This is a genomic window from Bryobacter aggregatus MPL3, assembly GCF_000702445.1.
In the GTDB taxonomy this organism is placed as follows: Bacteria; Acidobacteriota; Terriglobia; order Bryobacterales; family Bryobacteraceae; genus Bryobacter; species Bryobacter aggregatus.
Genome location: NZ_JNIF01000004.1, coordinates 346,060 through 361,131, shown reverse-complemented (window position 1 = coordinate 361,131; position 15,072 = coordinate 346,060). Strand labels below are relative to the sequence as shown.

The 15,072-nt window shown below is 57.8% G+C and carries 11 protein-coding genes; 7 read left to right on the top strand and 4 right to left on the bottom strand.

Features of this window, described 5'->3' with window-relative positions:
* Positions 1-90: 90 nt before the first annotated feature.
* The 4 genes from M017_RS29485 to M017_RS0121210 all read left to right on the top strand — a co-directional run bounded on the left by M017_RS29485 (position 91) and on the right by M017_RS0121210 (position 3,015).
* Entirely contained in the window at positions 91-249 is a 159-nt protein-coding gene (locus M017_RS29485) for a hypothetical protein (RefSeq protein WP_155121544.1), read from the top strand.
* Between the two features lie 229 nt (positions 250-478).
* Complete coding sequence (locus M017_RS0121220; RefSeq protein ID WP_080508062.1) at positions 479-1,990, top strand: serine hydrolase; 1,512 nt, start codon at positions 479-481, stop codon at positions 1,988-1,990.
* A 33-nt stretch (positions 1,991-2,023) separates the two neighbouring features.
* Positions 2,024-2,518 (top strand): hypothetical protein, encoded by a 495-nt coding sequence (locus M017_RS0121215; protein ID WP_031500198.1) that lies wholly within the window; start codon positions 2,024-2,026, stop codon positions 2,516-2,518.
* An 8-nt stretch (positions 2,519-2,526) separates the two neighbouring features.
* Positions 2,527-3,015, top strand: coding sequence for an RNA polymerase sigma factor (locus M017_RS0121210; protein ID WP_031500197.1), 489 nt, complete (start codon positions 2,527-2,529; stop codon positions 3,013-3,015).
* A gap of 784 nt (positions 3,016-3,799) precedes the next feature.
* On the opposite strand, the gene M017_RS0121195 is transcribed toward M017_RS0121210, so the two are convergent.
* On the bottom strand, positions 3,800-5,581 hold the full coding sequence (locus M017_RS0121195; RefSeq protein WP_031500195.1) for a sodium:solute symporter family protein: 1,782 nt from the start codon (positions 5,579-5,581) through the stop codon (positions 3,800-3,802).
* A gap of 12 nt (positions 5,582-5,593) precedes the next feature.
* Positions 5,594-6,229 (bottom strand): DUF1345 domain-containing protein, encoded by a 636-nt coding sequence (locus tag M017_RS0121190; RefSeq protein ID WP_031500194.1) that lies wholly within the window; start codon positions 6,227-6,229, stop codon positions 5,594-5,596.
* 41 nt (positions 6,230-6,270) lie between these two features.
* On the opposite strand from M017_RS0121190, the gene M017_RS0121185 reads away from it, so the two are divergent.
* Positions 6,271-8,697 (top strand): ABC transporter permease, encoded by a 2,427-nt coding sequence (locus M017_RS0121185; RefSeq protein ID WP_031500193.1) that lies wholly within the window; start codon positions 6,271-6,273, stop codon positions 8,695-8,697.
* A gap of 28 nt (positions 8,698-8,725) precedes the next feature.
* Here M017_RS0121185 and M017_RS0121180 read toward each other — a convergent pair whose 3' ends face one another.
* Positions 8,726-9,094, bottom strand: a complete 369-nt coding sequence (locus M017_RS0121180; protein WP_031500192.1) for a globin domain-containing protein — start codon at positions 9,092-9,094, stop codon at positions 8,726-8,728.
* A gap of 40 nt (positions 9,095-9,134) precedes the next feature.
* On the opposite strand from M017_RS0121180, the gene M017_RS0121175 reads away from it, so the two are divergent.
* Positions 9,135-11,774, top strand: a complete 2,640-nt coding sequence (locus M017_RS0121175) for a PSD1 and planctomycete cytochrome C domain-containing protein (RefSeq protein WP_031500191.1) — start codon at positions 9,135-9,137, stop codon at positions 11,772-11,774.
* 14 nt (positions 11,775-11,788) lie between these two features.
* A complete protein-coding gene (locus M017_RS0121170; protein ID WP_031500190.1) occupies positions 11,789-13,195 on the top strand; it encodes a DUF1501 domain-containing protein in 1,407 nt (468 codons plus the stop codon).
* Here M017_RS0121170 and M017_RS0121165 read toward each other — a convergent pair.
* Entirely contained in the window at positions 13,192-14,856 is a 1,665-nt protein-coding gene (locus tag M017_RS0121165; RefSeq protein ID WP_337588913.1) for an outer membrane protein assembly factor BamB family protein, read from the bottom strand. The genes M017_RS0121170 and M017_RS0121165 overlap by 4 nt on opposite strands.
* Positions 14,857-15,072: the final 216 nt, after the last annotated feature.

The following is a 15,072-nucleotide window of genomic DNA, read 5'->3' as shown; positions in this document are numbered from 1 at the left end:
GGAGTTAAGAAAGCGATTGGATCGCCAACACGCAAGAGCGCCCGTGGACTCGAGTCTTCTTGGATCCGCGCTGACCCGGAACGAGAACCGATGGTCACAAATCAGGCCGCGGTGAGCTTTCGAATGCAGCGCATGGTGGCGAGTGTTCAGTTGATCAAAGCCCTGGGCGGCGGCTGGGACGTCACCCAGATTCCCTCGGAGAGAGAACTGGGCGCAAAGGTTCCTGCCGCAACCGGCGCCAAACGCTGAACCAGGCTGCGGTGACTTGTGGATGACGTCTCTCGATGAGGTGATTCAGTGACTGACGGCCTGAAATTGTCGACTCTACTCGTTATCTTCCAGATCGCGCGTCGTTCGAGCATTGATTTCAATGGCTCTATACTGCGCGGCTTCCCGCGATCAAAGCATTACAAACCGCGTGGTCTCTTTTTTGTTAACATCCCGGGCTCCACGCACGTTGTAGCGCGTGAGAACCTCTATGGAACAACACCTCCTTAGCGCCCTGGTTGCCCTCCTCTGTGTCCTTCCCGCACTGGCTCAGCCTAGCCGTGCGGCGCCCACTGATCTGCGTCGGAATATCGCGGAAATCATGGAAAGGCTCATGTCGACCGACATGGCTCCTCCGGGCATCAGCGTCGCCGTCATCGCCGGCAACAGACTTGTATTTTCGAAGGGATTTGGATTCGCTGACCTGGAAGCCTCAATACCCGCCACAGCGGACACGCAGTTTTACATTGCGTCCACCTCCAAATCGTTCACGGCCCTGACTGGAGCTCTCCTGGCCGCGCGGGGAGCGATCGACTTCGATCAGTCCGTGGCGGCTGCCTTGCCTCGTGCCACCTGGAACTCAGCCTTGGCGCCAAGCGAGATCACTCTTCGGTCACTGCTGACTCACACTCATGGAATCGCAGCGGTTGGTCCTGTTGACTTCAGAACCGCCTTCACCGGAGATTTCACAAATCCTCAACTGCTCGATCTATTGCAGTACCACGGCGCCGCACGGGCAGAGCGCGCTTTCTCCTACAGCAATATCGGATACAACATATTTGGGATGGTGTTGGATGGCCGTTTCGACCAAGGCTGGAAGGATGTCATCGAGCGCGAGGTTTTCCAGCCCGCTGGCATGCGGCTCACGACCGCGTGGATATCCAGGGCCAAGAGGAAGAATCTGGCCCAACCCTACGAGTTTCGCTCCGGGCGAATGGTGCGAGTGCCGTACGGTAAATTCGACGTGAACATGCAAGCCGCCGGTGGTCACCTCAGCACAGCGAACGATCTGGCTCGATACTTGATTGCGCAGGTGAATGGGGGACGGATTGCCGGCAAGCAGGTCTTCCCCAAGGCCGTCATTGCAGTGACACACCAGAAGCAGGCGGATCAGAACCGCAAGTATGGCTCGTTCCAGAGATTTGGATGGTCGCTCGGGTGGGATCTTGCCACCTATGACGGCGACGTAGTTCTCCAGCGCTTCGGGAGTTTTTCGGGATTTGATTCACATCTTTCCTTTATGCCGGAACGCCGTATCGGAATTGTTGTTCTTTCGAATGGCGGCGGACTTGGCTCACTTTCGTCTGACCTGGTAGCGACACTCCTTTACGATCTTGTCCTGCAGAAACCGGACCTCCGTATCCGTACCGAGGCCAATTGGGCTGCCTTTGAAACATCAATCGCCAGTGCTCGCAGCGCGATGGATAAAGACTTGACAACACGCCGGGGACGCCCTCAGACAACGCGGCATCCATTGCCAGCGTATGCAGGAACGTATGAGAGTCCCGCCTTAGGAACTATGGTCTGGTCCGTTGTGGATGGCCGCCTCAGGGCTAGGATTGGTGTCGCGGAACTCGAAGTAGAGGTCTATGATGGTCCTCGAGATCAGTTTCGTGCCGATCTAGGAGGAAGCGGCTCGATCGTAACGTTCAATACCTCAGCAGGATCAACCACTCCAGCTTCCCTCCAATTTCTGGGCCATGCATTCGCCAAGCTGCCGTAGCCTCGAGTAACGAACACGAATAAGGAGTTTCTCATGACAGACCGCATGGCTGACAATCTTTCCGTAAGTTTCATAGTCGCAGCGATCTCGCTTTCTCTAGCCTGGGTGATCGGGGTGATTGCCACCAATGTGCGGCGTGGTCAGACAGCAAAGCGGATGGCCCAAATCCATAGCAAGCTTCTTGACCGCTCCAATAACAGCGGCGAATTAGTGGCGTACCTGGAGAGCGAAGCCGGGCGGCGGATTTTTGAGTCATTGACTGCTGACGTGAATGAGCCAATGACTAGAATCCTGAATGCCGTACACGCGGGATTGGTTTTGTTTCTGATTGGGATCTCTCTCCTCTTGCTCAGACTGGCCGGTGCAGGAAACGCCTCGGCCGACGGTCAGCCATGGCTCGCTCAAGTTCTACTATTGACGGGATTGCCGATCTCCATGGCCGGAGTTGGCTTTCTCGCCTCCGCCTACATCGGCTTCAGAATCCTTTCAAAGTGGAGCATCGTCAAGGATCCCGGTGATGGCAAATAGGTCCCGGCATGGACGAGCGTTCGTTCCAGCTCCTATACGATGCGACTGCCCAAGGGTTACACCGCTATTTGCGCCATGTCTTGGGAGATTCTGTGCTCGCCGACGATATCGCCCAAGAGGCCTATTTACGGATGCTCAAAGTGCAGGTCCCAACTGAGATGACACTCGCACAGCAGAAGAATTACTTGTACAAGATCGCGAGCAACCTTGTGAACGACTTTCGCCGCTCGCGCCGCGTCGAGGCCTCGATTGAGAAGTACGAACCTTCGGCCGCGCCTGCTGCGGATAGGATCATAGAAGTTCGGGCCGCGTTCGGGGAGCTCAAAACACGAGAGCGGGACCTTTTGTGGTTGGCCTACGTCGAATGCTTTTCCCATAAAGAAATCGCTGAGTTCGTCAGAACTACCCCCGCCAGCGTCCGTCCGATGCTGGCGCGTGCCCGTGAAAAGCTGCGCGGACTATTCTCAACTGGCCGAATAGGCGGTCGCTATGAATGACTATGCCAATTGTCCCCATGAGCATAGGATCGCCATGATGATCGCTGCTGGGGAGTCCCTGCCACTGCCGCTGAGGGAGCATGTTCAGAACTGTCCAGACTGTGGTGCGGCAGAGGAGGTGGCACGCGAATTGCGTTTGCTCTCAACGTCAGCTCTTGACCGACCATTGCCCAGCGCCAGTCTCGTCCTTTGGAGAGCTAAGTTGGCAGAGCGTCAGAAGGCGATCGGAACAATCAACGATGTTCTCATCTGGAGCGGCCGATTGGGGCTGGCTTGCGGATTTCTTGCGATAGCTGTTTTGGCATCAGTCCTGTCGAAGGCTCACGCAGAGTCGGTGGGATTCTGGATCGGCGGCCTGGGCCTCACGGGCATTCTGGCAATTGGCACGATCTGCCTCGGTATTTGGCATGCTTGTGACGATTGGAGTGCGGCAAGAGAGGGCTCCGGTCCTGACTAACGCCGCAGTGTAGCGCAAGAACCTTCAAATCCTGCATGGTCGACAACTCCGGAACTGACATCAGCCTATCCGGCCCTGAGGAACGTTTCCCCCTCCGCGCAAAGATCCATCCGGAGCGGTACGACGCTACTGCTTCAGCCCATCGGCGGTATCGATCACAGCAGTCTCACCGCCCTGGACATGCTCACGATTGCCTTCGCAGACCGGGAACGAGTCGAAAGGAACTCGAATCGCTCCCCAACCGCGATCAGGAATTGCAGACTCGCATCGAGGAACTCCTCAAGCACTTTGAGGCGATGCGGAATAGGCGCATTCTACGAGCATCAGTTACTTCGCCACACTCGCCCAGCCACGGCGCGTCAGATCGTGGCTGATCCACCAGCCGCTGACCAAGCCGACCGCCAAATAAACGAGTCCAATGATCGTTTCGCCGAGCAGCAGTTTTCCCGTGCCGAACAAGAGTCCGTAAATGAGAGTGCAACCAGCCAGCCAGCAGCCCAGATTTGCCCAGCCGTCGCGATCCGGCTGGACGTCTGGAACGCGGTCGGCGACAGGCCCCCAGCCGAAGCGCGAGGGGTGCGTGGTCCGATAGAAGCGCTCTAAGACCGGCATCGGCTCCGGAGCCGTCAGCAGAGTTGCCGCAAGCCAGACCACGGTTGTGATGCCAACCGTGACCAGCATGATGTAGGCAAAGTCCCTGGGTTGATCGCTATCGAAATGAAACACCGTCTGCATGGCGATGCTGACCACCGCCGCCGAGGCCATCGCGCTCACTTCACTCCAGGCATTGATCCGCCACCAATACCAGCGCAGCAACAGCACCAGTCCGGTCCCCGCGCCCGTTACGATCAGCAGTTTCCAGGCCTCAGAGATCGATTCCATCTTGAAGGTGACGGCAGCAGAGAGAATCGTCAGCAGGACTGTCGCCGCTTGCGAGACTCGGATCAGTTCCCGATCCCCCGCGTCGGGACGGAGGAAGCGACGGTAGAAGTCGTTGACCAGATAACTGGCGCCCCAGTTCAATTGCGTCGCAATGGTCGACATGTAGGCGGCCGCAAAAGCGGCGAGCATCAAGCCCCGAAGATAGGGCGGCAAGTGGTCCACCATGATCTTGATGTAGCCGGTTTCCGGGTCCTGGAGATCGGGATAGAGCACCATCGCACAAAGCGCCGTGAGGATCCAGGGCCAGGGCCGCAGCGCGTAATGCGCCACCTGGAACCACAGCGTCGCCAGCAGACTGTGGCGTTCGTCTTTCGCGCTGAACATGCGCTGTGCGACATAGCCGCCACCGCCGGGTTCCGCGCCGGGATACCAGGTGGCCCACCAGTTCATTCCGACGTAGACGAAGAAGGTGATCATCGGCATCCAGACACTGTCGAGGTCTGGCACAAAGTTCAGAACGCTACCCTTGCCTCCAACAGAAACACCGCGCGTGGCGTCCACCGCGTGCAGCTTGGCGAGCAATCCATCCATGCCACCCACCGCCTTCACCGAGGCAAAGGCGAGGACAATCACCATGCCCATCTTGATGAAAAACTGGACGGCGTCGGTGACCAGAACACCCCAGAGTCCGCTGAGCGTTGAGATGAGAGCGGTGATGGCGATCAGACCCAGCACCAGGCCAAGCGCGGTAGTTTTGTCGACGCCGAGCACCATCGAGAGGATCTTGACCATCGCCAGGTTCACCCAACCGAGCACGATGCAGTTGATGGGAATGCCAAGGTACAGCGCGCGAAAGCCGCGCAGGAAGGCGGCGGGCTTGCCACTGTAGCGGATCTCCGAGAATTCAATGTCGGTCATCACGCCGCTACGGCGCCACAGGCGCGCATAGAGAAAAACAGTCATCATCCCGCTGGCGACCATATTCCACCACAGCCAATTGCCGGCGATGCCGCCCTTGAAGACCAGGCCGGTGACAGCGAGAGGCGTGTCGGCGGCAAAGGTAGTGGCCACCATGCTAGTTCCAGCCAGCCACCAGGGAACATCGCGCCCGCTGAGGAAAAACTCGTCGACACTCTTGCCTGCCCGGCTGCGGTAATAAAGACCGATGGCAATGTTCAAAACAAAGTAGAGGGCCACAAAAACCCAGTCAAGCGGTGTCAACTGCATAGGAGATCCAGCTTACAGAATATTGACCGCCCGCGCCGCAACCAAAGCAACCGAGGCCAGCGCAATCAGACTCTGTAACATCATTAACACCTTGGCCCAGCGGGAAAGTACGGGACAATCCGTAGGTGAGAAAGCTGTACTCGCGGTAAAGGAGACAAATAAATAATCCATAAACTGAGGGTGCCAATTTCCGATATTCAGGTTCTCTTTGATCTCCTTTGAAAGCGTCGCCTGCGGAAAGAGGAAAGCCCCCTCGCGGTAGCTGTGATGCCGGCGGCGGCGGCTCGGCCCTCCGGCATCGAGCCGCCAGTACCAGGTTGCGAAGACGAGAATGTTCATGAACCAGATCGCAACCGCGCTCTGCAGCAGATCCTGCGCCTTGCCTTGCCGCGTCAGGATGTCGTGCAAAAGCGAGGCCACTGCGGCGCCTAGTGCAATCGTCACCACCGACTGCGTGCCATACGCAAAAAACAGATGCAGTTTCCCGTTATGGTCTGCCGTCATCATCGAACCGACACCCAAGGTTGCGGCCAGTGCCACCACCACCCAACCCGGTCCGGCGGAGATGGAATCGGGCAGAAGCAGGTTCAGCCCTCCGCAACTGATGAGCGCAAGCAACACGGGCCAACGTGGTTCGTGAGCTAGCATCCTTTAGCCTTGTAATTTATGATCATTTGCTATCCTCTCCAATGATGTTCTGGCAGAATTTGCGCTTTGCTTTGCGGTCTCTTCGGTCGAATCCTGGCTACACTGCCGCCGCTGTTATCGCACTCGCGATCGGGATTGGCCTCAATACTGCCATGTTCTCCGTTGTCGACGGAATTCTTCTCAAGCCCCTCGCCTTCCCCAATCCACACGAGTTGTTGACCTTGCGGGAAGACATCCTGACGCCCGGAACCACCTCTCGCTATCCGTTTGCAGCCGGAAACCTGTATGACTATCGCGCGCAAATCAAGTCTGTATCCATCGTTGCCTATGGTCTCAGTCCTTTCTCGCTCATCCTCCCCAACTCTGACCCTGAACGCTACTACGGAGTCACCGTCACAGAAGGCTGGTTTCGATTGTACGGCGCAAAGTTTGTGCGTGGCAGGGACTTTACAGCCGAGGATTTTGTTCCCGGCAAGGACCAGGCAGTCATCATCTCGAGTGGACTCTGGCGCGATCGCTTTGCGGCAGACAATTCCATCATTGGCCGCGAGATCAATCTGAATGGGCGGCCACGAGTGGTTGTGGGAGTTGTCGACGCGGCCTATGAATATCCCAATAAAGCAAAGATCTGGGCTCCACTGGTGCTGGAGGGAGTGGACCGGTCTCGACGTGACTTCCATGCCTATCTGGCGCAAGGCCGTTTGCGTCCGAATTTTACCCTTGAACAGGCGCGGGCGGAGTTCAGCACCGTGCTGGCGAATCTGGCGCGTCAGTTTCCGCAATATAACGAGAATAAGCGGATCTTCATTGAGCCGTTGGTCGAAGAATCTACAGGTCGGGTGCGCCCGGCCCTGGTGGCGCTGGTGGGGGCAGTGACATTTGTATTGGCCATTGCCTGCGCGAATGTCGCCAATCTGGTGCTCGCACGCGGTGCAGCCCGGAAGGGTGAATTCGCCGTGCGAACGGCCTTGGGAGCGACGCGCTTCCAGCTGATCTCGCAAATGTTGACCGAGAGCCTGCTGCTGTCAGCCGCCGGCGGCATTCTTGGGTTGGTGCTTGCCGTCATTGCCTTCTTCACCTTCAAGATCTATGCGCCGCAGAATCTCCCCCGCCTGGAACAGATTGTGATTGATTTCCGTGTGCTGGCCTACAACCTGGGCGCGGTCTTTGTGAGTGGCGCACTTTTCGGACTGATTCCAGCGATTCGAATGTCGCGCACCGATCTCCAGGAAACCCTGAAGGACAAAACACGCGGAGGCTCTTCACGCACGCATTTCCGCAATCTGCTGGTGGTTGGACAGGTAGCCGCTGCCCTGATGCTGATGACCGGGGCGGGCCTCTTGATCCGCAGTCTCTATCAACTGTCTCAAGTGGATCTGGGCTTTCAGCCGGACCATCTGATCACCATGCGTGTGACGCCGTTGCCCACCAAGTACAACGGCGAGATTGACCGGCAGGTGCAGTTTGGCCGGGACATCACCCGCAATCTCGCAACCATCCCCGGACTTCTCGGATACGGCATCTCCACCGACGTCCCCTTACAAGGGACCACCGTACGCTTCCACATTCGCGTCGAAGGCCGTCCGTTGCAAACCGCAGCCACTGCACCTGTAGCCGACTACTTCACGGTGAGCCCGACCTATTTTGATGTCATGAAGATTCCGCTCCAACAGGGGCGCCGCTTCAACGACAACGATACACGGTCGTCACCGCGCGTATTGATCATTAGCGAGGAGTTTGCCCGGATCCACTTTCCCAATGAGAACCCGATTGGAAAGCGTGTGGAGATCGGTTTGTCAGACCCGCCGGAGTGGCGCGAAGTCGTTGGGCTGGTCAAGAACGTCAAGAATAACGGAATCGACAAGGGCATTCGAGCACAGGTCTATGCGCCTTTTTTTCAAGTCCCGAGCATTGTTCACACACAGGCCGCATCGATCAGCGTGATTGCCCGCACCAGCGGTGATCCGGCACTGGCAGCGCAAGCGGTCCGAGCCAAGATTCTCGAAGCGGACTCCTCGCAGCCGGTGTGGCAGATCCAGACCATGGAGGAATCGGTGAATAATTCCATCTCGCGCGAACGCTTCACTCTATTTCTGATGGCGGTGTTTGCGGGAGTCGCATTCCTCCTGGCCATCATTGGTTTAAGCGGCGTGGTGTCTTACACCGTCACACAACGCACGAGAGAAATTGGAATCCGCATGGCCATCGGAGCAAAGCCAATTGAGGTGCTTTGGATGATCGAGAAGCATGCCCTATTGCTGGTGGCCTCGGGGATCGCGGGAGGCATGATCGGCTCCATTCTGATTGCCCGCGCCCTCAGCGTACTGCTCTTCAATGTGAGCCCCTACGATCCGCTCACGCTGTCGCTGATTGCGCTCATCTTTCTGGTCACGGCATTGCTCTCGGGTCTGGTACCGGCCCGGCGAGCGGCACGGATTGATCCGGCTGTCACCCTGCGCGCGGAATAGGTGAGCCGCCCGGCGCCACTCGATCAGCCTAGCTGTTCTGCATAAAAGTCGCCGTGGAATGGAAGAATTCCCGCAAGGTCGCAGCAGACTCCTCCGGCAGTTGAGCCTCGGCCATCGCCCGGTCCATGATTTCAACCCAACGGTTGCGGGCAGCTTCATCCACCCGGAACGGAGCATGGCGCATCCGGAGCCGCGGATGGCCGCGAGTCTCAAGATAAGTCATCGGGCCACCAAAGCGAAAGATCAGGAAATTCCGCATCCGCTCTTCGGCGCCGGCAAGATCGTCCTTGGGGTACATCGGGCCCAAGATGTCGTCGTCAGGAATCTGTCGATAAAAGGCGCTGACCAGCCGGCGGAATCCATCCTCGCCAATCACCGCAAATACGTTTTCGTCCACAACTCCATTGTCCGTCAGTCGGATAGACTAATAACAATTCATGAGCCTACGCACCGCCATTCTCGCCTCTCTGGCTGCGTTTCAATTGTCAGCTGCACCTGACAGTTTCGACGCAGGCGTGAAGCCAATCTTCACTGCGAAGTGCATTTCTTGCCACAACGAAAAGATGGCGATGGGAAAGTTAGATCTCCATTCGGCGGAAGCCACTCTCAAAGGCGGAGCGAGCGGACCAGCAGTTGTTCCTGGGTCCGCAGCCAAAAGTTTGTTGATCGATAAGATTGTCACTCGCCAGATGCCTCCCGGCCCGGCAAAGTTGAGCGATGCCGAGATTGACCAGATTCGTGTGTGGATCGACCGGGGGATTGAAAAAGCAGTGGAACCGGCCATTGAAGTCACCGAGTTTGAGGTGCGGGGAATTCTGCAGGCCCGCTGCGTCCGCTGCCATGGTTCTGAAGTGCAGGAGGGCGGTCTCGATCTCCGCACCATCGCCAGCCGGATCAAGGGTGGCAAGAGCGGCACGGCACTGGTACCTGGAAAGCCGGAGGAAAGCCCCCTCTACAAGCGCATGCAAAACGGGCAGATGCCGCCAGCTAAACAGGCCAAGGAACTTGCGGTCGAACTCCCCACCGATGGCGAAACCGAAAAAGTACGAGCCTGGATCGCGGCGGGAGCTCAAAACACCGGCACCATCACACCCGACATCGTGAAGGAGAGCGACAAGGCCTTCTGGAGCTTCCAGTCGCCGAAGCGTCCGGCCCTACCGGCAATCAAGGCCAGCAATCCGATCGATGCCTTTCTGCTCGTCAAGCTGCAGGCCAAAGGACTGCGCTTCAACAAAGAAGCGAATCGCCTCTCGCTGATGCGCCGTGTCTATCTCGATCTCACCGGCCTACCGCCGACAGTTGCCGAAATCGCTGCGTATGAAGCGGACACCGCTCCCGGCGCTTATGAGCGTCTGGTCGACCGGCTCCTCGCCTCGCCCCACTACGGCGAACGCTGGGGTCAGCACTGGCTCGACGTCGCCGGTTACTCGGATTCGGAAGGATTTGGCCAGGACGACGGTGTTCGCAAATATGCCTGGCGTTATCGTGACTATGTCGTGCGTTCGCTCAACGCCGACAAGCCTTATGACCGCTTTCTCACGGAACAGATCGCCGGCGACGAGATGTCGGACGACTGGAAAAAGACCAAGACCGGCGTCCCGCAGGAACTGATCGATCGCCTTGCGGCAACCGGCTTTCTCCGCACCACACCGGACCCCACAAACTCAAACGAACGCGGGCTGCTCTCCGAACGGATGAATGTGGTTGCGGACGAGGTGGAGGTGCTGAGTTCCTCCGTAATGGGCCTGACCGTCGGCTGCGCACGCTGCCACAACCATAAATACGATCCCATCCCGCAGCGCGATTATTATCGCCTCAGCGCCATTCTCCAGGGTGCCTATGATCCTTACGAGTGGCACTCGCCCAACAAGCGCGAACTCGACCTCGCCCTCGATTCCGAAAAGGAAGTGGTCGCCAAGCACAATGCCCCTCTCGAGGCCGAGATCAAAAAACTCGAAGCGGCCAAGGCGTCCAGAAAGGAAATCGGCGAAGTCCGCTCGAAGCTGATGACCAAGCCGCATGTCCGTGTCCTCACCGACAATGTCCAGCCTTCGCAAAGCTATCTGCTGCGTCGTGGCGATCCGGCCAACTTCGGCGAGCCCGTTGAACCGAATACGCCGCAGGTATTGAAGAATGCGAGCCTCAAGGACTACACGCCCGTGTCGCCCTTCCCCGGCAGCACCGGCCGCCGTCTGGCCTTGGCAAAGTGGCTGACCCAGCCCGAACACCCCCTCACGGCCCGCGTGCTGGTGAATCAATTGTGGATGCGGCACTTTGGCCGGGGCATTGTCGCAAGCGTCGCCAACTTCGGCAAATCAGGCGTTGCCCCTTCGCATCCGGAACTGCTGGATTGGCTGGCCACGGAGTTTGTCGCCAAGGGTTGGAGCATGAAGTCGATGCACCGCCTGATGGTCACCTCGCAAGCCTATCGCCAGGATTCGAATGTCGCAGAAGCAGTCCTCAAGGCAGACCCCGAAAACATCCTGCTCAGCCGCATGCCGCTCAACCGCATGGACGCGGAAACCCTGTATGACTCCCTCATCCAGGTTTCCGGCCGCCTGGATCCCACCTCCTTCGGCGCCCCCACCGATATCGAAGTGCGGGCCGACAAGGAAGTCACCGTCAAGGCCAGCAAGACGGGCTACCGGCGCAGTATCTATGTCCTCCATCGGCGGCAAACCCCTGTCTCGCTGATGGATGCCTTTGACCAACCCTCGATGACACCGAACTGTACAGAACGCCGGCGCTCGAATGTCGCCACCCAGGCCCTGCACATGATGAACGGTTCGATGTCCTGGGATCTTGCCAAGTACATGGCGGGCCGCGTGATGGACGAAGCCGATGGGGACCGTGCCCGGCAAATCGAACTCGTTTACCTGCGCGCCTATGCACGCCGTCCGTCGGCGGCAGAGGTACAAACAGGAATCCAGGCCGTACAGGACTTCCAGAAAGCCTGGCCTGCCAAACTGGCCAGCGATGGGTCCGATGCGCCCAGAGAAACACAAGCCAAGTGGCTGGCGCTCGCCAACTATTGCCACGCGATTTTGAACTCGGCTGAATTCAGCTTCATCGACTAGTAGAGAGAACTCCCATGAAAAACAGAACCCGCCGCGACTTCTTCTCGAACATTGCGAATGGCATTCACGGTGCCGCGCTTGCTTCGCTCCTAGGCGCGGAAGCCAAAGCCAGTGGAGTCTATGACCTGAAGCCGAAGGCCCCGCAGTTTCCGGCCAAGGCGAAATCGGTGATCCAACTCTTTATGAATGGCGGCCCGAGCCAAGTGGATCTCTTTGATCCGAAGCCCACCTTGACTCGCCTCGCAGGAACCGCACCCAGCCGTGAGCTCAGCTTTGCCATCTCCAATGGCGACAAGCCCGGCCTGTTGATGCCCGGCGCTTACGAATTCAAGCGCGCTGGAAAGTGTGGCATGGAGATGGCGACCGTGATGCCGCATCTGGCCGAATGCGCCGACGACATTACGCTGATTCGCTCGATGTACGGCGAACACGCCAATCACGAACCAGCGCTCTTCTTGATGCACACCGGGCGCACCATCGCCAGCCGTCCGGCGATTGGAGCCTGGGTTGCCTATGGCTTGGGCACGGAGAATCAAAACCTCCCCGCCTATGTCGTTCTCGACGATCCCAAGGGCCTGCCGATCAATGGCATCTCGAACTGGCAGTCCGCTTGGCTGCCGCCGATCTATCAGGGCACACGCTTCCGAGCCGAAGGCCCTCCGGTATTGAACCTGGAACCGCGGGAAGAGATTCCATCGCCGCTTGTCGAAGCAGAACGCAATCTGTTACGTAAGCTTGATAGCGCCCATCGCGAACGCCGTCCCTACCAACCGGAACTCGATGCGCGCATCTCCAGCTACGAGTTGGCCGCCCGCATGCAGCTGGCAGCCTCCGATGCGCTCGACGTCAATCAGGAATCCGAAGCAACGCGGGAAGCCTATGGGTTGAATGAGAGCGCAACCGCATCCTATGGCAAGCGCTGCCTGATGGCACGCCGCTTGGTGGAGCGCGGTGTCCGCTGCGTACAGCTCTATATTGAAAGCCAGATCTTCGACTCGCATGGCGACCTCACCGGCAGCCTGAACTATGCCTGTGGCAAGACCGATAAACCAGTCGCCGCGCTGCTCAAGGATCTGAAGCAGCGCGGCTTGTTGGATTCCACTTTGGTTGTTTGGGGAGGAGAGTTTGGCCGCCTTCCGATGTCCCAGGGAACCGGGAAAACCGCGGGGCGCGACCACGGCCCCGGCGGATTCAGCGTCTGGATGGCTGGCGCTGGCTTGAAGCGCGGTTACATCCATGGAGCCACGGACGACATTGGGTTCAAAGCCGTTGAGAACCGTGTGAGCGTGCACGACTTCCACGCCACCATCCTGCACCTGCTCGGCATGAACCACCGGGATCTGGTCTATGAGCGCCACGGCCTTTCGGAGCGGCTCACAGACCAATTCCCTGCCCGGGTCGTATCGGAAATCTTGGCCTAAAGTTTGTGGCCGGTGATCTCGCTCTTCCCCTTATGGGTACGAATGAGCATCCCGGTCACCTCGTCAACAGCAAAGAGGGGCTCACGATCCTTGATCAGTGCGTCCTTCTCAATCTCACCGCTATCCAGATTGACCCCTAAAATTCCAGGGCCTTTGCCGTCTTCGTTCTCGATGTCGCTGAGGATATAGGCAAAGTCGTCACCAGCCATGGAAGCCTTGTAGCGCTTCTGCATATTGGTGAAGAGGGACTGGATGCTGTTCTGGCGATCGTGATTGGCCCATGTGTTCTCGTAGGTGCCAGCGTAAGAGGAGGCAGCCCGTGCGGTGCTGGTGGCATAGGTCATCGCAAAGGCGGCAATGGTATTGAACTTCTGCCAGTTGCTCGCCCCAGGCGCGCGGAATTCATTTGCATAGATCGTTTTGCGCGTACGCGGGTCGAATTTGAGCAGATGGTTGCTGCCGCGAACGACAACAGTTCCATCTGGACGGCCAATCATCGAGATTGGCGGATCATCGAGACTCTTGTCCTTCTTGGCAACCGCAGCAAGTCCGCCCATGGCAAACTTCCCCATCCCCTTGGCAATTGCCTTCCCTTTGCTTTGCTTGAACTTGAATTCGAGCGGTACCTGAAAGGCTGCTTTCACATCGTTGCCAGAGCCATTCAGCGAGAGACCAAAGAGCTTCTTGCTATCGGCAAGCAAAATCAGATTGCTGGACTTGTCGTAGTGGAAATTGGTGATGCCTTCTTTTGCGTCGTCAAAGCGCCACTTCATCTGGCCGCTTCCGGCGTCGAGCGCCACCACGCCAAGCGGCTTCTTCAATTCAAATCCCTTAGCACCACTCGAGGCAAAGGTGCCGCCCATCCGCCCGTAGATCACGCCCTCGGCATGGATCATCTCGGGAATCGCCGCGCCGTAGTCCTGGCTGCTCCATTTGGGCTTCCCACTGCTCTTGTCGAAGGCTAGAATCTTACCCTTGGCCGAGGTGTAGACAAGGTTGCCGACAACCATCGGCGAGGCATTGGTCTTCTTGTAAGCCTTCTCCGTGACATCGAACTTCTGCTTCCAGACCAGCTTCCCGGTCTCGAGATCGAACTTATGCAGACCGGCGTAGGGGAGGTAGAGATGATGGCCATCAATGATCGGAGTCGCATGGCCACTCAGATCCATCTTGGGCATGAAGCGCCCGCTATTCTCGGCGGTATAAAGATCAGCTTTGTCGCCGAGCGGAACCTCCCAGCGAAGCTTACCCGTGGGGAGTTCAAAACTCTCAAGGTAGATGCCGAACTTGTTCTCCAGCATTCCGTTGATCACCATGATCATCGCGTTGTGCTGGTAGTCGGGAATCAGGTCGACAACACTCCCCCGGAGTTGTTCGCTACTCCAGACCGTTTCACCACTTTGTTGATTGATTGCGGAGAGCTTCGCCTTGGTCATGATCGCGCCCTCCGTTTGCGCGACAAAAATGACGGGAGTGCCAGGCACTTCCTCGACACTCGAGTCCGCTACTTTTTTGAGATCATCGCGTTTCCAGAGCAGTTTACCGGTTGTGACGTCGAGGGCGTAGATTCCGCCGTCGGTCCCATAGATGTAGTTGCCGGCACTACTGACACGATTCCATTTCACGTCGTCTTCGGCTTTATGGCTCCAGCTCTGAGACATAGCTAAGGCGCTGAATGTGAGCCAACTCACAATAACCACTGGGATTTTGTGCATGGGCGTCAGGATGACAGATTTGCAATCTGGCAGCAAGCTGTTATACACTCAAAACTTCGGTCCCTCCGTCTGGGAGGCTGAAGGCTGTAGTCTGTGCCGGAAGCCGTTTGAACCATTCTGAGTTATCCTACCCCGGGGTCAAACCTGGATCTTTCTTCGCAG

What these genes read in the sequence shown, in the direction of transcription:
- M017_RS29485 (WP_155121544.1), top strand. Translation starts at nt 91, where the DNA reads ATGGTCACAAATCAGGCCGCGGTGAGCTTTCGAATGCAGCGCATGGTG.
- M017_RS0121220 (WP_080508062.1), top strand. Translation starts at nt 479, where the DNA reads ATGGAACAACACCTCCTTAGCGCCCTGGTTGCCCTCCTCTGTGTCCTT.
- M017_RS0121215 (WP_031500198.1), top strand. Translation starts at nt 2,024, where the DNA reads ATGACAGACCGCATGGCTGACAATCTTTCCGTAAGTTTCATAGTCGCA.
- M017_RS0121210 (WP_031500197.1), top strand. Translation starts at nt 2,527, where the DNA reads ATGGACGAGCGTTCGTTCCAGCTCCTATACGATGCGACTGCCCAAGGG.
- M017_RS0121195 (WP_031500195.1), bottom strand. Translation starts at nt 5,581, where the DNA reads ATGCAGTTGACACCGCTTGACTGGGTTTTTGTGGCCCTCTACTTTGTT.
- M017_RS0121190 (WP_031500194.1), bottom strand. Translation starts at nt 6,229, where the DNA reads ATGCTAGCTCACGAACCACGTTGGCCCGTGTTGCTTGCGCTCATCAGT.
- M017_RS0121185 (WP_031500193.1), top strand. Translation starts at nt 6,271, where the DNA reads ATGATGTTCTGGCAGAATTTGCGCTTTGCTTTGCGGTCTCTTCGGTCG.
- M017_RS0121175 (WP_031500191.1), top strand. Translation starts at nt 9,135, where the DNA reads ATGAGCCTACGCACCGCCATTCTCGCCTCTCTGGCTGCGTTTCAATTG.
- M017_RS0121170 (WP_031500190.1), top strand. Translation starts at nt 11,789, where the DNA reads ATGAAAAACAGAACCCGCCGCGACTTCTTCTCGAACATTGCGAATGGC.
- M017_RS0121165 (WP_337588913.1), bottom strand. Translation starts at nt 14,856, where the DNA reads ATGTCTCAGAGCTGGAGCCATAAAGCCGAAGACGACGTGAAATGGAAT.